The 18,290-nt window shown below is 70.9% G+C and carries 19 protein-coding genes; 9 read left to right on the top strand and 10 right to left on the bottom strand.

The features are described from left to right. Positions 1-2: 2 nt before the first annotated feature. The gene (locus DXZ73_RS04595; RefSeq protein WP_116209741.1) at positions 3-1,328 is read left to right on the top strand and encodes a glutamate-1-semialdehyde 2,1-aminomutase; all 1,326 of its coding nucleotides are present in this window, start codon (positions 3-5) and stop codon (positions 1,326-1,328) included. A 12-nt stretch (positions 1,329-1,340) separates the two neighbouring features. Here DXZ73_RS04595 and DXZ73_RS04600 read toward each other — a convergent pair whose 3' ends face one another. From DXZ73_RS04600 to DXZ73_RS04615, 4 genes are all read right to left on the bottom strand, one after another. Beyond that, complete coding sequence (locus DXZ73_RS04600; RefSeq protein ID WP_116209742.1) at positions 1,341-2,000, bottom strand: phosphatase PAP2 family protein; 660 nt, start codon at positions 1,998-2,000, stop codon at positions 1,341-1,343. 379 nt (positions 2,001-2,379) lie between these two features. After that, on the bottom strand, positions 2,380-3,132 hold the full coding sequence (locus DXZ73_RS04605) for an SDR family NAD(P)-dependent oxidoreductase (protein WP_116209743.1): 753 nt from the start codon (positions 3,130-3,132) through the stop codon (positions 2,380-2,382). A gap of 216 nt (positions 3,133-3,348) precedes the next feature. After that, positions 3,349-4,104 (bottom strand): SDR family NAD(P)-dependent oxidoreductase, encoded by a 756-nt coding sequence (locus DXZ73_RS04610; protein WP_116209744.1) that lies wholly within the window; start codon positions 4,102-4,104, stop codon positions 3,349-3,351. Positions 4,105-4,192: 88 nt separating this feature from the next. Continuing rightward, on the bottom strand, positions 4,193-4,612 hold the full coding sequence (locus DXZ73_RS04615; RefSeq protein WP_240351179.1) for a VOC family protein: 420 nt from the start codon (positions 4,610-4,612) through the stop codon (positions 4,193-4,195). 55 nt (positions 4,613-4,667) lie between these two features. Here DXZ73_RS04615 and DXZ73_RS04620 point away from each other — a divergent pair, with 55 nt between their 5' ends. The 4 genes from DXZ73_RS04620 (at position 4,668) to DXZ73_RS04635 (ending at position 7,957) form a co-directional block, all read left to right on the top strand. Further along, positions 4,668-5,276, top strand: coding sequence for a TetR/AcrR family transcriptional regulator (locus DXZ73_RS04620; RefSeq protein ID WP_116209746.1), 609 nt, complete (start codon positions 4,668-4,670; stop codon positions 5,274-5,276). 195 nt (positions 5,277-5,471) lie between these two features. Continuing rightward, positions 5,472-6,470: a phospholipase D-like domain-containing protein gene (locus DXZ73_RS04625; RefSeq protein WP_116209747.1), complete on the top strand. Its 999-nt coding sequence runs from the start codon at positions 5,472-5,474 to the stop codon at positions 6,468-6,470. A 233-nt stretch (positions 6,471-6,703) separates the two neighbouring features. Continuing rightward, complete coding sequence (locus tag DXZ73_RS04630) at positions 6,704-7,282, top strand: hypothetical protein (RefSeq protein WP_116209748.1); 579 nt, start codon at positions 6,704-6,706, stop codon at positions 7,280-7,282. Positions 7,283-7,378: 96 nt separating this feature from the next. Continuing rightward, on the top strand, positions 7,379-7,957 hold the full coding sequence (locus DXZ73_RS04635) for an HAD family acid phosphatase (RefSeq protein WP_116209749.1): 579 nt from the start codon (positions 7,379-7,381) through the stop codon (positions 7,955-7,957). 8 nt (positions 7,958-7,965) lie between these two features. Here the strand turns inward: DXZ73_RS04635 and DXZ73_RS04640 are convergent, their stop codons facing one another. Further along, the gene (locus DXZ73_RS04640) at positions 7,966-9,237 is read right to left on the bottom strand and encodes a tetratricopeptide repeat protein (protein WP_205519103.1); all 1,272 of its coding nucleotides are present in this window, start codon (positions 9,235-9,237) and stop codon (positions 7,966-7,968) included. A 146-nt stretch (positions 9,238-9,383) separates the two neighbouring features. Between DXZ73_RS04640 and DXZ73_RS04645 the strand changes: the two genes are divergently transcribed. Further along, positions 9,384-10,304 (top strand): NADP-dependent oxidoreductase, encoded by a 921-nt coding sequence (locus DXZ73_RS04645; protein ID WP_116209750.1) that lies wholly within the window; start codon positions 9,384-9,386, stop codon positions 10,302-10,304. Between the two features lie 2 nt (positions 10,305-10,306). On the opposite strand, the gene DXZ73_RS04650 is transcribed toward DXZ73_RS04645, so the two are convergent. From DXZ73_RS04650 to DXZ73_RS04660, 3 genes are all read right to left on the bottom strand, one after another. Then, the gene (locus tag DXZ73_RS04650) at positions 10,307-10,837 is read right to left on the bottom strand and encodes a GNAT family N-acetyltransferase (RefSeq protein WP_116209751.1); all 531 of its coding nucleotides are present in this window, start codon (positions 10,835-10,837) and stop codon (positions 10,307-10,309) included. Positions 10,838-10,889: 52 nt separating this feature from the next. Next, complete coding sequence (locus tag DXZ73_RS04655; protein ID WP_116209752.1) at positions 10,890-11,549, bottom strand: double zinc ribbon domain-containing protein; 660 nt, start codon at positions 11,547-11,549, stop codon at positions 10,890-10,892. A gap of 172 nt (positions 11,550-11,721) precedes the next feature. After that, positions 11,722-12,273: an FABP family protein gene (locus DXZ73_RS04660; RefSeq protein WP_116209753.1), complete on the bottom strand. Its 552-nt coding sequence runs from the start codon at positions 12,271-12,273 to the stop codon at positions 11,722-11,724. A 376-nt stretch (positions 12,274-12,649) separates the two neighbouring features. On the opposite strand from DXZ73_RS04660, the gene DXZ73_RS04665 reads away from it, so the two are divergent. The 3 genes from DXZ73_RS04665 to DXZ73_RS04675 all read left to right on the top strand — a co-directional run bounded on the left by DXZ73_RS04665 (position 12,650) and on the right by DXZ73_RS04675 (position 16,234). Continuing rightward, positions 12,650-14,077, top strand: coding sequence for a family 2B encapsulin nanocompartment shell protein (locus DXZ73_RS04665; protein ID WP_116209754.1), 1,428 nt, complete (start codon positions 12,650-12,652; stop codon positions 14,075-14,077). 33 nt (positions 14,078-14,110) lie between these two features. Continuing rightward, on the top strand, positions 14,111-15,304 hold the full coding sequence (locus DXZ73_RS04670; RefSeq protein WP_116209755.1) for a family 2 encapsulin nanocompartment cargo protein terpene cyclase: 1,194 nt from the start codon (positions 14,111-14,113) through the stop codon (positions 15,302-15,304). A 72-nt stretch (positions 15,305-15,376) separates the two neighbouring features. Next, a complete protein-coding gene (locus tag DXZ73_RS04675; protein ID WP_116209756.1) occupies positions 15,377-16,234 on the top strand; it encodes a geranyl diphosphate 2-C-methyltransferase in 858 nt (285 codons plus the stop codon). Between the two features lie 10 nt (positions 16,235-16,244). Here the strand turns inward: DXZ73_RS04675 and DXZ73_RS04680 are convergent, their stop codons facing one another. Both DXZ73_RS04680 and DXZ73_RS04685 read right to left on the bottom strand, forming a co-directional pair. Next, the gene (locus tag DXZ73_RS04680) at positions 16,245-17,708 is read right to left on the bottom strand and encodes an MFS transporter (RefSeq protein WP_116209757.1); all 1,464 of its coding nucleotides are present in this window, start codon (positions 17,706-17,708) and stop codon (positions 16,245-16,247) included. A gap of 95 nt (positions 17,709-17,803) precedes the next feature. After that, positions 17,804-18,283, bottom strand: a complete 480-nt coding sequence (locus tag DXZ73_RS04685) for a DUF2269 family protein (protein WP_116209758.1) — start codon at positions 18,281-18,283, stop codon at positions 17,804-17,806. Positions 18,284-18,290 lie beyond the last annotated feature (7 nt).

Raw genomic sequence — 18,290 nt, forward strand, 5'->3', positions numbered from 1 at the left:
GCATGGACACCGATGAATTCCCGCTGCCCCGGTCCCGGGCCGCGAACGAGCGGCTGCACGCCCTGATCCCCGGGGGCGCGCACACCTACGCCAAGGGCGACGACCAGTACCCCGAGAACCTGGCCCCGGTGATAAGCCACGGCCACGGCGCCCACGTGTGGGACGTCGACGGCAACCGCTACATCGAGTACGGCTCCGGCCTGCGGTCGGTCAGCCTCGGCCACGCCCACCCACGCGTGATCGAGGCGGTGCGGCGGGAACTCGACCGCGGCAGCAACTTCGTCCGGCCGTCCATCGTGGAGGTCGAGGCCGCGGAACGCTTCCTGGCCACGGTGCCGACCGCCGAGATGGTGAAGTTCGCGAAGAACGGCTCCGACGCCACCACCGCCGCGGTGCGCCTCGCCCGCGCCGCCACCGGGCGCCCGCGGGTGGCCATTTGCGGCGACCATCCGTTCTTCTCCGTCGACGACTGGTTCATCGGCACCACGCCGATGTCCGCGGGCATTCCGGCGGCGACCACCGAGCTCACCGTGGCGTTCCCTTATGGTGACCTGGCCGCCACGGAGGAGCTGCTCACCCGGTACCAGGACGAGGTCGCCTGCCTGATCCTCGAACCCGCCTCCCACACCGAGCCGCCACCCGGGTACCTCCAGGGCCTGCGCGAGCTGGCCGACCGGCACGGCTGCGTACTGGTCTTCGATGAGATGATCACCGGCTTCCGCTGGTCCGAGGCGGGCGCCCAGGGCCTGTACGGCGTCGTCCCCGACCTCTCCACGTTCGGCAAGGCGCTGGGCAACGGGTTCGCCGTCTCCGCGCTGGCCGGGCGCCGCGATCTGATGGAGCGTGGCGGGCTGCGTCACCCCGGCGACCGGGTGTTCCTGCTGTCCACCACGCACGGTGCGGAAACACACTCGCTGGCCGCCGCGATGGCCGTGCTCACCACCTACGTCGAGGAGGGCGTCACCGCGCGGCTGCACGCCCTCGGCGAGCGGTTGGCCGCCGGTGTCCGCGAGGCCGCGGCCGGCATGGGCGTCGGCGACCACATCGTCGTCCGGGGCCGGGCCAGCAACCTGGTCTTCGCCACCCTCGACGAGAACCGGCAGCCGTCGCAGCAGTACCGCACCCTGTTCCTGCGCCGGCTCCTCGCGGGCGGGGTGCTGGCCCCGTCGTTCGTGGTGAGCAGCGCGCTCGGCGACGCCGACATCGACCGCACCGTCGACGTGGTGGCCCAGGCATGTGCGGTGTACCGGAAGGCACTGGACGCCGCCGACCCCACCCCCTGGCTGGCCGGGCGGCCGGTGAAGCCCGTATTCCGCCGCTTGGCATGATGTGACGTGACGTCAGTTACGCTCCCGCCGACCGGCGTCGGCCGTCCGGTCGACCAGCCACGCGGTCGCCGGTATCACCACCAGCGCGGTGCACCAGCCGCCGAGGACGTCGGTCGGGTAGTGCGCGCCCAGGGCGACCTGCGCCCAGCCCATGGCGGCGCCGGCGACCAGCGCCGCGACGAGCACGAGCAACGTGCCGGCCGTCCTGCCGAGGCCGAGCCGGCCGGTCGCGAGCAGCGCCACCACGAGGGCGAGCGCGGTGGCGAAGGCGGTGTGCCCGCTCGGGTAGGACAGGTTGTCGCCGTGGATGGTGCGTCCCGCCAGGTGCTTGAGCAGCGTCGCCGTCCCCACGGTCATGCCGACGCCGACAACGACGAGCACCGCCGCGCGAGGACGCCGAAGCAGCAGGCAGCCCGTCACGGTGGCCACGACCAGCGTCGCCGCTCCGGCGGGCTCCCCCAAGGAGTCCATGGCCAGGGCGACTTGCCGCCACGGCGGCCCCACAGTGTCCGCCGTCGGCTGGATGATCCACCTGTCCACCGTGCCGGGCTCGCTGTGGCCGGCGTACAGGACCCCGAGCACGACGACCGCCAGCGTGGCGAGCGCCGCGATCAGCCCGAGCCACGCGCGCAGCGATGGGGGCAGCAGCGCGGGTGCCGGCCGGCCGGTCATACGCCCACCGCGTCCGGTCGGCCGCCCGGGCCGATGAGCGCGTGCACTACCTGCCGCGCACCCCACTCATGACCGAGACGGGGAAAAACCCGCACACCGTCGCAGACCATCCGGCAGATGCTGTGCACCTCCCCCTCCCCTCTCCCGTCGGGGCCGACTCCATCCGCCGACATGGCCGGGATCGTCAGATGTACGGGCTGACAGTCCGCGTTGTCAACACTCCGTCGTAGCGTGGAGGTGTCAATGAAGGGGAAGTTGAGGGGTGCGGGAACGGCGTTGCTCGGCCGGCCGTGAAGCAGACCGCCGAGCTTCCGCGTTCCGGCAGCCCTCACCCCGGGCCGGTGTCATGCGGCCGGGGAGGCCCGGCAGGCCGGGCGTGTCAGACGGCTGTGCGGCCGCCGTCCACGGGCAGTACGGCGCCGTGGACGAAGCTCGCCGCTTCGCCGGCCAGATAGGCGATCGCCTCGGCGATCTCCTCCGGCTCGGCCGGGCGTCCGGCGGGGGCCTGGGCGGCCAGGGCGTCGAGATCCTCGCCCATGTCGGCCGTGCCCTCCGTGCGCACGGGCCCGGGGCGGACGGCGTTGACCCGCACCCCGCGCGGGCCGTACTCCGCCGCCCATGCCTTGGTCAGCAGTTCCACGGCCGCTTTGCTCGACCCGTACAGGGCCATGCCCGCGGCCCCGTACTCGGCCACCATGGTGCTCACGTTGACGATCGCACCGCCGCCCCGCTCGGCCATCGCCGGCGCGAGGGCCGCCACCAGATGGAACGGCGCCTTCACGTTCAGCGCGTAGACGGTGTCGACCTCGCTCTCCGTTGCCTGCTCGGTGGGCCCGAAGGGGTAGATGCCCGCGTTGTTCACCAGGATGTCCACCCGGCCCCCGCCCAGGTCCACGGCGCGCCGCGCCAGTTGCCGCACCGACTGCGCCTCCCGCAGATCGGCGGCGACGAAGTCGGCCTTGCCGCCGCGGTCGCGGATGGCGGCGACCACGGACTCGCCGCGGGAGCTGTCCCGCCCGGCGACCAGTACGTGCGCTCCCCGCTCGGCCAGCAGCACCGCGGTCGCGGCGCCGATCCCGCTGGTCGCCCCGGTCACCAGGGCCACTCGTCCGGTCAGGTCATGAGAACCCATGAGGTTGTCCTCCGCATCGAGAAGTAGGGGCCCCGGGCGTGCGGCAGTGCCGTGTCCGGCGCCCCTCAACTCGACCGCGAGCCGACATACAAGGCAAGCACCCACGCCACCGTGGGATTCCGTTCCCGCCATCGGCTGTTCCTGGAGCCGCCATAAGTCGGGGATGCGACCCCGTCAGCCCGATCACGCGCGAGGGAGCAACGAGCGAAGCACGGTCTACAGCTGGGTGGCGCCACCGTCGACGAGCAGTTCCGCGCCGGTGGTGAAGGAGCTCTGTTCCCCGGCCAGGTAGAGGGCGGTGGCGGCGACCTCGTCGGGGCGGCCGACGCGGCCGAGCGGGGTCGGCGCGGCGGACTCGCTCGCTGCGGCGGCCTGATCAGCTTGCGGGTACGCGGCTCGCAGCTCGTCCCCGCCGGGGGTCTCGACGGGGCCTGGGGTGAGGGCATTGACCCGGATGCCACGGCCGGCGAGTTCGGCGGCCCAGGTGCGGGCGAGGCTGCGGATCGCGGCCTTGGTGGCGGCGTAGACGCCCAGGCCCGGGGCGCCGATCAGGGCCGCGCTGGAGGAGAGCAGGATCACCGAGGCGCCGGCCGACAACAGCGGGAGCGCCTTCTGGACGGTGAAGACCGTGCCCTTGAGATTGATGGAGGTGGTGCGGTCGTACTCCTCCTCGGTGATCTCGCCGAGCGGGCCGAAGTCCCCGACGCCGGCGTTGGCCACGACGATGTCGAGACGACCGCTGCGCTCGGTGATCTCGGCGAAGAGCCGGTCGAGGTCATCGAGCCTCGACACGTCTCCCTGGATGCCGATGCCGCGGCTGCCGACCTGCTCGACGGCGGCCTCCAGCTCGGCCTTGCGGCGGCCGGTGAGATAGACGGTCGCTCCCTCGGCGGCGAACCGGCGGGCGATGGCCAGGCCGATACCGGTGGAGGCACCGGTCACGAGGGCGGTCTTGTCGTCCAGCTGTCCCATGACATTCTCCGCATCCTTGACGTGCTGATTCTTCTTGCATTTTGGGCGCAGGAAGCGCCTTGCCGTACCGCTGGAGGGACCGGCCGGGTCACTCGAGTGACGTCTCGATCAGTTCGAGGAGGTTGCCTTCCGGGTCGGCGATGTAGGCGTACCGCATGCCCTTGGTCACGCCTGGGGCGGGGGGCGACACCGGGGCGGCGTCGTATTCACCTGTCAGACGGGCGAACGCGGCGTCGAGGTCCGGGACTTGGACAGCGAGGTGGGTGAAGGTCTGCACAGCGGTGGCGGCGAAGGGGTCGGTGTGCGCGACAGGGCTCGAACCGGGCCGCTCGACGAACTCCACACGCAGGCCGGCCGCATCGCTCAGGACGACGGTGCGGACGCCCGCCTCGGGCATCTCCAAGCGCTCGTCCACGTGAGTGAGCCCGAAAGCGCCGCCGTACCAGGCTTCCTGGGCAGCGAGGTCGGCGACCGAAAGGCTGACGTGGTGGAAACGAGCAGCGATCATGGCGACTCCCATGGTTAATGCCATTTACCTGGTAAGTGGTGTTAACCTTAGCGCCATGAGCTCTCCCGTCAAGCGGCGACCCACCGGCCGGCACCACGGGGACCTGCGCAACGCCCTGCTGCGGGCAGCCCTCGAACTGGTCGCCGAACGCGGCCCGCACGGCTTCACCCTGGCCGAGGCGAGCCGCCGGGCGGGAGTCAGCGTCGCGGCGCCCTACAAGCACTTCGCCGACCGGGAGACCCTGCTGGCCGAACTCGCCACGACGGGCTACCGCGAGCAACGGAACCGCTTCGCCGTAGCCGTGGGCAGCAGCGAGGACCCCGCGGAGCAGCTGGCCTCCTTCGCGTCCGCCTACGTCCGTTTCGCCGCCGAGGAACCGGCCCTGTTCGACATCACCTTCCATGCGGGCCTCGACAAATCCAGGTTCGCCGAGCTGGCTTCGGCCGGCGACGAGGTGGCGGGCCTCCTGTTGCCGGTCGCCCGCCGGCTGGCCTCGGACGCAGACGACGCATTCGACCTGCTGCTCCGCATCGCCGGTGCCGCGCACGGCCTCGCGGTATTCCTTCGCCAGGGCCTGTTCGGGGTGGGAAGCGAGGCCCTCGCGGACACGGAGGAGAGGGCGGCACGCACGGCCCGGGCGATCACGCGACAGCACGACGCCTGACCCGCCCGAGGAGAACTCGCCGCCCGGCACGGCCGGGTAGTCGAGGGACTCCAGGGGGAATGATTGTCGTGGCTATGCCAAGAATTAACCTCCGGCATCTACCCGCGTAAACTCCGGCGGTCGCATCATGGGCCCTGCGCGCCCCCGGGCGCCCCGCAAGCCCCCCACCGCCCATGCACACGACCGGAGTCCGGCATGCCCTTGCCCCCCGCCGCCCGTCAGGCCGCCCTCTCGGCAGGCGCCCTGCTGCTGTCCTCGATATCCGTCCTGGCCGCCCCCGGCGCCGCCCAGGCCGCCCCCGCCACGTACTCTCTGCTGGTCTTTCCCGACCAAGGCCGCACCGCCATCTACGACTTCATCGGATCGGCCGCCACGTCGGTGGACGTCACGATGTACGAGCTCCGCGACACCAAGGTCGTCAGCGCGCTCGTGAGCCGCAAGAAGGCGGGCGTGAAGGTCCGCGTCATCCTCGACGCCAAGCGCACCGCGGTGAACGACTCGGCCTACCGCACCCTCAAGTCCGCCGGGGTGGGCGTGACGTACTCCTCCCCCGACTACGTCTTCACCCATCAGAAGACCATCACCGTGGACGGCTCCAAGTCGCTGATCCTGACGGGGAACCTGGACTCGACGTACTACGCGAGCAGCCGCGACTACGGCGTATTCGACGCGGACGCCGCCGACGTCGCCGCCATAGAGAAGGTCTTCGACGCGGACTTCGCCAAGACCGCGGTCACCCCGTCCGACGGCGACGACCTGGTCTGGTCGCCCACCGACTCGGAGTCGCACCTGCTGGAACTGATCAACGGCGCCCAGCACTCCCTGGACCTGCAGCAGCTGGAGTTCGGCGACAGCACCCTGGTGGACGCGGTGGTGGCGGCGGAGAACCGCGGCGTGGCCGTCAGGGTCGTCGGCATGAACCCCGACAGCTACGGCAGCTACTTCGACCAGGTCAAGGAGGCCGGCGGGAAGGTCGTCACCTTCTCCTCGACCGAAGGCCTCTACATCCACGCCAAGGCGATCGTCGCCGACTACGGCACGCCGACGGCGAAGGTCTTCGCGGGTTCGGAGAACTTCTCCGACAACTCGCTCAACAACAACCGCGAGCTGGGCTTGATCGTCAACAGCCCGGACGTGCTGAACGGCATCGAGGCCACGTTCGAGAAGGACTTCACGGACGGGACGCCGTACTAGGCCCGGGCAGGCCCTAGCAGGGGGGGACCGACAGCTGACGCTTCCTCATACCGGTTTCCGGCCAGGTTGATGATGTATCCCTTCCGTGATGATCAACCGCATCGGTTCCCACTAGGGTCACTTCAGCTCTGCAGCCCGGCGCCGCACGGCCATCGCGCGGCGCCTCGTGGACCCGTCGATTGGACCGGTGTGAAGTGAACATCAAGTATCGCCATTTGCTCGGTCGTTCATCGGTGGCGGTGGTTTGGAGCCGGCTCGCCTCGGTGGTGGGGGTGGTCGCGCTGCTGGCGGCCGTCCTCACCGGCACGGCCGCCGGCACAGCCAGTGCGGCGCCTCTGGCGGCGCCGGTCGCCGCCGCCCCCAACGCGTCCGCCGGGTGGGTCTGCCCCGGCACGCCCATACCGCCGGGTTACGTGATCACTCTCCGCGCGCCGAACGGGTGCAACGGTGCCGGCTCGTGGTTCATGCGTCCCGTGCAGGACGGGATATGGACCTGCGCCACCTCGCCGATACCCCCCGGCTATGTGCTCACCCTCCACAATGCCACCGGCTGCAGCGGCATCGACTCCTGGTTCATGCAGCTGGCCCGCGACGGCCAGTGGACCTGTGCGGGCTCACCGATCACCCCCGGGTACGTGAACACCGGCCACAACAACGCCGGCTGCGGCAACATCGGCTCGTGGTACACGCAACGGGTCCGCGCCGGCGAGTACATGTGCCCCTATCAGCCCGTGCCGGCCGGCTACCGCACCGGAGGCTACAACGCGAGCATGTGCGGCGGCCTCGGGGGCTGGCTCCTGCTCAGCGCCTGAGCTGTTCACTCACGAGACATCTGTGATTTGCCTGTACGTCCATCCGCAATGTTGATCTTTGTGACCGACACGTCGTTCACCGGAAGGACAGGGCTGATGTCCGTCAAGAAGTCCCGTATCGCCGCTATCGTCGCGCTGGCGGCGGTCGCGTTGCCGACCGCGTCGCTGGGCGCCGCCACCACGGCGCAGGCAGCTTCGGACCGGGCCGCCGTGCCCGGCTATCAGACGTGGCAGACCGACGTGAAGAAGGCGGTGGCCCCCGCGATCCCGTGGCTGCGGGACCGCATCGGCCGGGGTGGGGGCAAGCCGGCCATCGTGCTGGACATCGACAACACCGCGCTGGAGACGTACTACCACCCGGGGCAGGCCGACAAGCCGGTGCTCGAGGTCGCTCAGTGGGCGAACGAGCACAACGTGGCCGTGCTGTTCGTCACCGCCCGCACCTCCTCGTCCTCCGCCCGGCAGCAGCTGGAGGACGCCGGCTACCCGGTGGACGCCGTCTGCACGCGCGAGCACGGCGAGAGCAAGGACGAGGGCAAGGCACGCTGCCGGGAGGAACTCACCGAGGACGGCTACACGATCACCGCCAACATCGGCAACCGCTCCACGGACTTCGAGGGCGGCTACTACGAGAAGGGCTTCAAACTGCCCGACTACGGCGGCCGGCTCTCCTGAGGTCGGTCTCATCGACGGGGGCACAGGTTGATTCGTTCGCTCAGCAGTGTGCGGGCAAGGTCGTGGCGCCGGGCGTGCAGGGCCGCCTCGACCAGGGTCTTCTGCAGGGCGTCGCGTTGGGCGTGGCTGCCGCCGAAGGTATGGAAGCGGCGTCGCAGGGGCAGCAGCAGGTCGACCGTGTCGGTGTGGCGTCGCTGCCCGTACGCCACGAGGGCGCGGCTCACCGGCAGCCCGATCTCGGCGGTCATCGGGACGTTGGAGAGACCCGGATCGGCATCTCGCAGCCAGGCCTCCCGTTCGCGGATGAGCCGTTCGGCGTCGGAGATGCGGTCGGCCCCGACGTAGGCCATGATGGCGTGGACGTCGTTGAAGGCGTAGTAGGCGCCGTCGTGGCGCCGCTCCCAGGCATCGGCCAGTACGGGCCAGCGGTGGCCGGTGTCGGCGCCGACGAGGTACAGCCGCCACAACAACGATGCGGCATCCAGGAGTTCCATCGCCGCCCCGCCCGAGTCGTCGTGGTGCACGGCGGCGTCGTAGACGGCCAGGACCTTGTCCGTGTGGCCCGTCTCCAGGACGTACAGGGCGTAGTGCCACCAGTTGTGCACGTTGAGGTAGTTGCCGGTCGACCAGTCGTCCCTGCGGGCGTCGAGGAAACGGATGCCGTCCTCGTGCCGTCCCTGCATCTCGTAGGCGTGCACGACGGCGTGGACGCCCCAGACGTCGCGGGCGTTGCGTTCCACGGCCTGAAGGCCCACGTGCTCGGCCCGGGTGTAGTGGCCGGCCTCCTCCAGGCCGAACGCGTACATCCCCTGGAGCAGGCCGTAATGCGGATCGTCCTGGTCCCAGGCGGACAGCGCGCCGCCGATGCGGTCGCGCAGCAGCGTGGCGTTGCCGGTGAAGAAGTCGATCTGATGGCCCACCGCGAGGGCCAGGGCGTCCTTCGGGTGCGCCACGACGAGCTCGGCGAGGACGCTGCCCGCCTTGTGTATGTCGCCGTCCAGCCAGGAGGAGGCCGCCTCGACATGCATGCGCTCTCGCGGGGTCAGGTCGGCCACGGGCACGTCGCGGCGGTACGCCTCGAACGCGGCGGCCGCCCCGGCCGCGTCCGTCTCTTCCGTGCCCAGCAGGCCGAGGTAGGCGCGGAAGACGTTCCCCATGGCGGACCGGGGCGAGGCGTCGAGCACCGCCCCGGCCTCCTTGGCCACCTCTCCGCGGAAGAAGAGCAGGCTGTCGAGCGCCTTCTCGTAGTGCCGCACGGCTTCGGCGTCGGTGTACGTCATCGCGTGAGCGTGCCGGTCCGTGACCACTGTGTCCTCCCGCCGGGTCGCCTCGTGCCGGAGGGATCTCTGCCCAGCACCCGCCGAGGGAATCCTCGGCGCTCCGGGCCTGTTCCTGTCTTTGTCGGGAACGCGGAGAGGGGAGCACGATGCCCAAGGCAGTGCGATTCACCGAATACGGCGGCATCGACGTGCTGAAGGTCGTCGACGTCGAACGTCCCTCGCCCGGGCACGGGCAAGTGCTGGTCAAGGTGGTGACCGCCGGGATCAACCCGGGGGAGACAAAGATCCGCGAAGGGCTCCTGCACGACCGGTGGCCTGCCACCTTCCCCTCCGGCCAGGGCAGCGACTTCGCCGGAACCGTCGAGGAGACCGGTGAGGGCGTCGACGGCTTCGCACCGGGAGACGAGGTGATCGGCTTCACCAATCGGCGGGCCAGCCACGCCGAGTACGTTCTCGCCGAGGCAGCCGAGCTGATCCGTCGCCCGGCGGGCGTCCCGTGGGAGCAGGCGGGCGCCCTGTTCGTGGCCGGGACGACGGCGTACGCGGCGGTACGGGCCGTCGCTCTCGCACCGGGCGACACCGTGGTCGTCTCCGGGGCCGCGGGCGGCGTCGGATCGCTGGCCGTACAGCTCGCGCGGCTGTCCGGAGCCACGGTGATCGGCCTGGCGAGCGAGCCGAACCACGCGTGGCTGACCGCCCATGGCGCGATCCCGGTCACGTACGGCGACGGCGTCGCCGACCGGATCCGTGCCGCCTCGGGCGGCCGGGTCGACGCCTTCATCGACACCTTCGGCGACGGATACATCGAGCTCGCCCTCGACCTCGGGGTGCGGCCCGACCGCATCGACACGATCATCGATTCCGCCGGTGCGGAGAAGCACGGGACCAAGGCGGAGGGCAGTGCCCTGGCCGCCAGCGCCGAGGTGCTCGAGGAGCTCGCCACACTGGCCGACCAGGGGCGGCTGGAGATCCCGATCGCCAAGGTCTACCCGCTGGACGACGTACGCGACGCCTACCGCGAACTGGAACGGCAGCACACCCGGGGCAAGATCGTGCTGAAGCCCTGAGGTCAGCGTGTGCCGGTGGCGCGGGCGGCGCGGCGCAGCCGAGCACGGGCCGGGTCGCGCGGGGGGTGGGTGGCCGCAGGAGCGGACTTGTCGGGATTGGGCCGCACGAACAGGGTCACTGTGACGCCCTCGGTGAACCCGTTGCGGCGCATCATGGCCGCCGACGCCTGGTTGCTCGATTCCACATCGGTGATGATCCGGGAGGCGCCGGCCGCGAAGAGAGCGTCGCAACACCGCTCCACGAGCACGCTCGCAACACCCTTGCCCCGCGCCCGTTCGTCCAGCGCGATCCACTCGAGATAGCCCCAGTCCTCGCGCTCGTCATAGGAGAGCGAGCCGAGCACGAACCCGATCAGCCCCTCGCCGTCCACGGCGACCCAGCACGCTTCCGGCTGCGCGTCCCAGTGCACGGCGACCGTGGACAGCGACCACGAGGTGTACGGCATCGCGTCCACGTCGTACGCGCGGTAACCGAGGTTCAGAACGCCGTCCAAGTGGGACAGCTGCATGGGAATGACATCAATACGGTCCATAAACGAATCCTGACATAGGTCCGCATTCGTAGCGGCCGGCGTTCCCGGGCCGCTACCGCCGTTGCCCGCAGCCCGGGCAGAACGCCGCGCCCTCCGGTAGCGGGGTCTGGCATCCCTTGCACGAGGTCTGCTGGGCCAGCAGGAAGCCGCAGCCCGGGCAGAAGCGTCCGCCCTGTGCCTCCGTACGGCACTGCGGGCAGACCAGCTGCCTGGGAGTGCGCGCGTCGAAGCCCTGGCCCTGCTTCTGGCCCTGGTCGTACGCGTGCTGGGCCACCATGTCGTTGAGGCCGCGCTGCTGGGCCGCCATCATCTCGCCCGCGGTGTCGGGGGCGCAGTTGTGGCAGAGGCCCTGTTCCGGGTTCCAGCAGCGGCGGCACACGTAGACGCTGCAGCGCCCACAGCGGTTGAAATGGGACGTGGCCTTGTCGATGGCCCGCTGGAAGGAGGCGTCGCGCGCGCCGCCCCACCCGGAACCGGCCAGCCCGTCGGCGGCGGTGGACACCCCGCTGCCCACCCGGCCGAGCGCGCCCGACGCCATGCCGATGGCGCGGCTGAGCCAGCTGGCGAGCCGCCCGCCCTGGTACGGCTCGAAGGGCGAGCGCCACGTGTCGTGGCAGCGCCAGCAGGAGAACTCGAACTGGAAGCCGGCCGCGGTTCCGTACTGCTCGCACAGGTCGCGGTAGTTGCTGGCGAAGTAGATCTCCGTGCTCACCGTCTCGCTCCTCCAGGGTCGGACCACCACTCTCCAGCCAGACGACGCGCGGTGGCGTGCGGACGGTTCTGCTCAGCCGAAATCCAGGACGTACAAACCGACTTGATCATTCATACGGGGTAACGCCCGCACCTCAGAGCGAGGCCGGGCGGCCCGTCGCCGGGTCACCGGATCAGGACACCCGGCCCACGCGTCGGAGCTGCGCCGAAAGGTGATGCTGCAGCGGCTGGCCGACCGCCGCGAGGTCGTGGACGAAGTCGAGCGTGTCCTCGTCGGTCAGGGTGTAGCGGCGGCGGGTGGCGTCGACCTCCTTGGCGGTGGGAGCGAGGGCCACCTCGTGGGTGGTGAGGTCGGCCGTCCCGTCACCGGCACGGCCGACCGCGATCTCCGCGATGCCCGTGGGCTGGGTGATCAATGCCTCCACGCGCCCATCGGGCTGCAGCCGCCACCAGCCGCTCTCCCGGGCCGACGGCCGCAGCGGGGTGCCGTCGGCGTCGACCAGCCAGGCGCGCGCCTCGTAGTGGAGGAAGGGACGCCCGTCGTGACTGAAGGTCACTTCCTGCGCGTACGCGAACTCCTCGGCGAGCGTCGGGTACCCACCGCGGCCCCGGCCGGCCCAGGTGCCCAGGAACCCGGTCAGCGGCGCGAGCAGCGGGTGCGGCGCAGGCGCTTCGTCCGGTCGAAGGGCGTCGGGATATGGGTGTTTCTGTCCGGGGTCGAACATGATGTGCACTCCTGGGTCGACTCGCGGATGGATCTCGACGGCTCGTAGCCCTCAGGGTCTACCCACCCTGACCGAACATTATCGGCCACCTCGGCCATGGAGTGCGCGGCGCCGGACCCGCCGCGAGCACCCCTGACCCGGCTTGCTCGAAACAGGGGTCATCGCTGCATAGCGGACACGATCGCCGCCCTGGATCGCCGTTGGCGCCATGCGAGTCCACATCCGTCCAGTGGCGCAAATGCATCGGTGCTTCCCCGGCCGTTTCGACCAACATCATTAGGCGCTGCTTCACTTGCGCGGCGGAGCTCCCAGTCGCCCGATCAGGTGACTCCAGGGGCTCCCTCTTGACGCATCCGCCCAGATGGAAGGTACCGGGATGTCGACCGCAGCGCACCGGCAGCAGCTGGAGCAGCCCGAACAGCAAGCAGGCCGGGCACAGCTCGGCCTTGGCATCGCCGCTGCGCGGAACCTGGCGACCACCACCAAGAGCGTCCCGCAGATGCAGGGCATCAGCTCGCGGTGGCTGCTGCGCACGCTGCCCTGGGTGGAAGTGAAGGGTGGCGCGTACCGGGTCAACCGGCGTCTGGCGTACGAGGTCGGCGACGGCCGGGTCACCTTCGTCCAGGAAGGGGCCGCGGTCAGGGTCGTCCCCGCGGAGCTGGAGGAACTGCCGCTGCTGCGCGGGTTCCACGACGACGAGGCGCTGCGCGCACTGGCCGAGCGGTGCCGGCAGCAGGAGTACGAGCCCGGCCAGGTGATCGCCGAACGGGGCCGGTCCGTCGACCACGTCTACCTGATCGCGCGCGGCAAGGTGGAGAAGGCCGGCACCGGAAAGTACGGCGAGGAGATCCGGCGCGGCGTACTGGCCGACGGCGGGTTCTTCGGCGCGCAGGCGGTGGCCGAGGAGCCGGGCGAGTGGGAGTTCACGGCGCGCGCGATGACGGCGTGCACCGTACTGGCCCTGCCCCGGGCCGCGTACGAGGAAGTGGCGGGCCGCAACGAACGGCTGCGGGCCCACGTCCGGCAGCGCCAGGCCGAGAAGGGGCGCCCGCGGAACAAGAAGGGCGAGGCGAACATCGCCCTCGCCTCCGGCCACACCGGCGAGCCGGTGCTGCCCGGCACCTTCGTCGACTACGAACTCGCCCCCCGCGAGTACGAACTGAGCGTGGCCCAGACGGTCCTGCGGGTGCACAGCCGGGTCGCCGACCTCTACAACGACCCGATGGACCAGGTCGAGCAGCAGCTGCGGCTGACCATCGAGGCGCTGCGCGAGCGCCAGGAGTCCGAGCTGGTCAACAACCCCGAGTTCGGCCTGCTGCACAACGCCGACTACAGCCAGCGCGTCTCCACCCACTCCGGCCCGCCCACCCCCGACGACATGGACGAGCTGCTGAGCATGCGGCGGGGGACCAAGGCCTTCTTCGCCCACCCCCGGGCCATCTCCGCCCTCGCCCGCGAGTGCAACAAGCGGGGTCTGTCCTTCGACAGCGCCGACGTGGACGGCCACCCGGTTCCCGCCTGGCGGGGCGTGCCGATCCTCCCCTGCGGCAAGATCCCCGTCTCGGAGGAGGGCACCTCCGCCATCCTCGCCATGCGCCTGGGCGAGGCCGGGCAAGGGGTGGTCGGCCTGCGGCAGACCGGGATCCCCGACGAGTACGAGCCGGGCCTGAACGTGCGGTTCATGGGCATCAACGACCAGGCCCTCATCTCCTATCTGGTGAGCACCTACTACTCGGCGGCCGTTCTCGTCCCCGACGCGCTCGGCGTCCTCGAGAACGTCGAGGTCTTCCACACCCCGTCCTGACGGGCACCCCCCTCGGAACGGAAAGAAGAACCTGTGTCACTGCTGTCCCGGATCACCGCGCCCACGGCCCGCCACGACGCGGCGCGGCTCGCGGCCGCGCTGCTCACCCACCACCAGGGCATCCGCCGTTCCGCGCCGAAGTCGCTGCCCGGCACCGCCCCGCGCCCGACGGGCACCACCGTGCCCACCGGGCCGACGGGGCTGGGCATCTCGGCCGCCCGTATCACGGCCGGGAGACCGGCCGGCGGCACCTCGGACGGGCGCGGCACCGCCGTCCCCGAGCTCTACTGCCCGCCCGCGCTCCGCGACGACCCGGCACTCGGCCAGGAGGTCAACGACCGGCTGGTCGAGTGGGCCGACGAGGTCGGCATCTACGCCGGACGGCTCGACCGCGTCCGCGCGGCCGACTTCGGGCGTCTGATGATGCTGGCCCACCCCGATACCGACGACCCGGACCGGCTGCTGGCGGCGGGGAAGTGCGCGCTGGCGGAATGGGCCACGGACGACTACTACTGCGACGACGAGACCATGGGTTCCAGGACCGAACTCCTCGGCTCCCACCTCGGGCTCGCCTACGCGGCCATCGACCCCGCCCACCTCCCGGCCCGGTACGTGCCCGCGTGGGAAAGGGACATGCGCGAGGACCCCGTACGCGTCGCGCTGCGCGCGGGCCTCGCGCACCTGGACCGGTACGCGGAGCCGTCCCAGGTGGCCCGGCTGCGGCACGAGGTCGCCGTCCTCTTCGTCGGCTACGGCCAGGAGGGCTCCTGGCGGTCCCGGGGCCACATGCCCGGCGTCCACGAATACCTGGCCCACCGTCAGATCAACAGCTTCCTCCCCTGCATCGCGCTCACCGACGTGGTGGGCGGCTACGCGCTGCCCGCCACCGAGTACTCCGACCCGCGTGTGCGCCGAGCCGTGACGACGGCCGCCACGGCGAGCACGCTCGTCAACGACCTGTACTCGATGACGAAGGAACACGACTCCTCGGGCGTGGAGTTCAACCTGCCCACCGTGATCGCCGAGGAGGAGCGGTGTTCGCCGCGCGAGGCGATCGAGCGGAGTGCGGAGATCCACGACGAGCTGGTGCGCGCCTACGAGGCGGAGGCCGCGGCCCTCGCCCTCACCGGCTCGCCCCAGCTGCGCCGGTTCCTCGCGGGAGTGTGGGCCTGGCTCGGCGGCAACCGCGAATGGCACAGCGGCAGCCCCCGCTACCAGGGCGCGTAAACCCGCGTCCCTCTCTCTTGTCACCACACACATCCCCACACGCGTACTCACGCATGCCGTAAGGAGCACCCCATGACGACCACGCCCGCCCCCGCCGGCGTCCTGCGCACCGCCTACCAGAAGTCCGTGGCGGAGTACTGGAACAACGAGAAGGACCCGGTCAACCTGCGCCTGGGCGACGTCGACGGCCTCTACCACCACCACTACGGTCTCGGCGACTACGACCCGTCCGTCCTGGAGGGCCCGGAGGAGACCCGGGACGCGCGCATCATCGAGGAGCTGCACCGCCTGGAGTCGGCTCAGGCCGACGTCCTCCTCGACCACCTGGGTCCCATCGCCCCCGACCAGCGCCTGCTGGACGCCGGCTGCGGGCGCGGCGGCACCAGCATCATGGCCAACGCGCGCTTCGGCTGCCAGGTCGACGGCATCTCCATCTCCCAGTCCCAGGTCGACTTCGCAGGCGGCCAGGCCCACAAGCGCGGCGTGGACGACAAGGTCCGCTACCACTTCCGCAACATGCTGGACACCGGCTTCCCCACCGGCGCCTTCCAGGGCATCTGGAACAACGAGTCCACCATGTACGTGGACCTGCACGAGCTCTTCGCCGAGCACGCCCGCCAGCTGGCGTACGGCGGCCGCTACGTCACCATCACCGGCTGCTCCAACGACGTCACGGGCCTGCGCTCCAAGGCGGTCAGCCGCATCGACGAGCACTACACCTGCAACATCCACCCCCGCAGCGCCTACTTCAAGGCCATGGCCGCCAACGGCCTCGTCCCCATCAACGTCGTCGACCTGACGGCCGCCACGATCCCGTACTGGGAGCTGCGCGCCCAGTCCTCCCTCGCCACCGGCGTCGAGGACCCGTTCCTGACCGCGTACCGCGAAGGCAGCTTCCACTACCTCCTCATCGCCGCCGACCGCATCTGAACCACCGCGGTCAGGCCGGGGCGTCGGCCCCTGGGTGTCCCGGGTCCGGGGAGGGCCCGGGGCGCCCGCCCGCCGCCGCGCTCAGTGCCATCAGCACGGCGCCGACGGCCAGTACGAGGACGGGCAGCGGTGGCAGCACCGAGTCCCAGGTGTGGTCGCCGCCGATGTGGTAGGCCATGGTCACCAGGGCGACGCCCAGGGAGGTGCCGAGCGATCTCGTCATGTTGATCATCCCCCCTCCGGTACCGGAGTGCTCCTTGGGGACGGCTCCCATGACCATCTCGTTGTTGGACGGGGTGAAGAGGCCGAGCCCGAGCCCGATGACGCCGAGCCAGACGACGAGCCACAGGTCCCCTGGCGCGGCGAAGGCCAGCCCCGCCAGAGCGCCCAGCACCAGCAAGGCCCCCGCCAGAGAGCGGCGGCGGCTGGACCACGACGGCGGCAACACCGCCTCCTGCGTGTTGGCGGCGAGCGCGAACCCGACCGCCAGCGCGCTGAGCAGCAGACCCACCCTCATCTCGTCCGCACCGGTGTGCCTGACGAGTGCCAGCGGTACCAGCACCAGCGGCCCGAACAGCACCAGGTATCCGGCAAGTGCCCCGAGCAGCCCCCAGGAGATCCGCCGTTCGCGCATCAGCCGAACGGACACCAGCGGTGCGGGGGCGCGGCTCTCACGCCGTACGAAGCCCCACCACAGCACCGCGGAGGCGACGACCAGCACAGCGCCCACCCAGCCGGGCACCGGCAGTCCGGAGAACACGGACACCCCGCCCAGCAGCGCCGCCACCCCTGACCCCAGCCAGGCCATGCCGGGCAGGTCCATACGGATGCCGGTGGCCCGCTGCCCCGTGGGCGGCAGCAGAAAGCGGCCCATGACCACGGCGGCGACACCGACCGGCACATTGATCCAGAACACCCAGCGCCAGCCGACCGTGGCCACCAGGACACCGCCGAGCGTCGGCCCGACGGCCAGGCCGAGCGCCTGGCCGGCCGCCTGGATGCCGAGCGCGCTGCGCAGTTTCCCGGGCGGGGCGACGACGGTGACCAGGGCGACACTGTTGGCGGAGATCATCGCCGCGCCCAGCGCCTGCACGACGCGGAAGCACACCAGCGCGGCCAGGTCCGGCGCGAGGGAGCAGGCCGCGGACGAGAGGGTGAAGATACCGAAGCCGTAGAGGTAGACCAGCTTGCGGCCGAGCAGGTCGGACATATGGCCGACGGTGACCATCAAGGCGGTCGTCACCAGGAGGTAGGCCAGCGAAACCCACTGCACGGTGGCGAGCGGAGCGCCGAACTCCCGCTCCAGGCTGGGGTAGGTGATGGTGACGATGCTCGAGTCGAGCTGGCCCATGAAGGCGCCGACGCAGACGGTCAGTACCACCAGCTGCCATGAGTACGCCGACTCGCGCACCCAGCGCGGCCGATCGCGCTCGCGCAGCAGCCTCTCCCTCAGCCCACCGGCCTGTTCTCTCATACACACCACCGTGCACACCGCGCCCGCCACACCCGGCGGCGGCGCGCGCCGCACACCGCTCATCCCCCGAACGGCCCAAGCCTTCGGGCACGCCTTCAGACCCCTGTGGTGGATCCGGGGCGGACGATCATCAGGACGGTCACGGCGGCCCACAGCAGATTGAACACGCCTGTGTACATCCCCAGTTGCCGGGCGGCCCGGCCGACGTCCGTGGGCTTCCGCACTCCGTCCGTGCCGTCGAGGGCGGCGAGGGCGGAGCTCTGCCGCGGCAGCACGAGCGCGGCGAGTACGGCAGCGGCGGCCACGGTCAGCGCGATCGAGGTCATGAGCCAGGGGCTGGCCAGCACGTGCAGGCTGTTGGCGGTCGCCAGGCCGAAGACCGGTACTGCGACCGCGATCACGGCGTAGACCCGGCAGATCCGGTGCAGGGTCCGCACCGTGGCAAGCGCTGCCGCGTCGTCGGGTGCGGCCAGGGCGCGGCGGGCGGAGGGCGGGAACATGCTGGCTGCCACGGTCACGGGACCGATGGTGATGATGGCCGCCAGGACGTGGACGGCGAGAAGGAATTTCGTCATGAGTGTG

This window comes from Streptoverticillium olivoreticuli subsp. olivoreticuli (assembly GCF_003391135.1).
GTDB lineage: Bacteria > Actinomycetota > Actinomycetes > Streptomycetales > Streptomycetaceae > Streptomyces > Streptomyces blastmyceticus.

What these genes read in the sequence shown, in the direction of transcription:
- DXZ73_RS04660 (WP_116209753.1), bottom strand. Translation starts at nt 12,273, where the DNA reads ATGTTCGACCCCGGACAGAAACACCCATATCCCGACGCCCTTCGACCG.
- DXZ73_RS04605 (WP_116209743.1), bottom strand. Translation starts at nt 3,132, where the DNA reads ATGGGTTCTCATGACCTGACCGGACGAGTGGCCCTGGTGACCGGGGCG.
- DXZ73_RS04620 (WP_116209746.1), top strand. Translation starts at nt 4,668, where the DNA reads ATGAGCTCTCCCGTCAAGCGGCGACCCACCGGCCGGCACCACGGGGAC.
- DXZ73_RS04645 (WP_116209750.1), top strand. Translation starts at nt 9,384, where the DNA reads ATGCCCAAGGCAGTGCGATTCACCGAATACGGCGGCATCGACGTGCTG.
- DXZ73_RS04595 (WP_116209741.1), top strand. Translation starts at nt 3, where the DNA reads ATGGACACCGATGAATTCCCGCTGCCCCGGTCCCGGGCCGCGAACGAG.
- DXZ73_RS04625 (WP_116209747.1), top strand. Translation starts at nt 5,472, where the DNA reads ATGCCCTTGCCCCCCGCCGCCCGTCAGGCCGCCCTCTCGGCAGGCGCC.
- DXZ73_RS04640 (WP_205519103.1), bottom strand. Translation starts at nt 9,237, where the DNA reads ATGACGTACACCGACGCCGAAGCCGTGCGGCACTACGAGAAGGCGCTC.
- DXZ73_RS04665 (WP_116209754.1), top strand. Translation starts at nt 12,650, where the DNA reads ATGTCGACCGCAGCGCACCGGCAGCAGCTGGAGCAGCCCGAACAGCAA.
- DXZ73_RS04635 (WP_116209749.1), top strand. Translation starts at nt 7,379, where the DNA reads ATGTCCGTCAAGAAGTCCCGTATCGCCGCTATCGTCGCGCTGGCGGCG.
- DXZ73_RS04600 (WP_116209742.1), bottom strand. Translation starts at nt 2,000, where the DNA reads ATGACCGGCCGGCCGGCACCCGCGCTGCTGCCCCCATCGCTGCGCGCG.
- DXZ73_RS04650 (WP_116209751.1), bottom strand. Translation starts at nt 10,837, where the DNA reads ATGGACCGTATTGATGTCATTCCCATGCAGCTGTCCCACTTGGACGGC.
- DXZ73_RS04680 (WP_116209757.1), bottom strand. Translation starts at nt 17,708, where the DNA reads ATGAGAGAACAGGCCGGTGGGCTGAGGGAGAGGCTGCTGCGCGAGCGC.
- DXZ73_RS04610 (WP_116209744.1), bottom strand. Translation starts at nt 4,104, where the DNA reads ATGGGACAGCTGGACGACAAGACCGCCCTCGTGACCGGTGCCTCCACC.
- DXZ73_RS04685 (WP_116209758.1), bottom strand. Translation starts at nt 18,283, where the DNA reads ATGACGAAATTCCTTCTCGCCGTCCACGTCCTGGCGGCCATCATCACC.
- DXZ73_RS04615 (WP_240351179.1), bottom strand. Translation starts at nt 4,612, where the DNA reads ATGATCGCTGCTCGTTTCCACCACGTCAGCCTTTCGGTCGCCGACCTC.
- DXZ73_RS04675 (WP_116209756.1), top strand. Translation starts at nt 15,377, where the DNA reads ATGACGACCACGCCCGCCCCCGCCGGCGTCCTGCGCACCGCCTACCAG.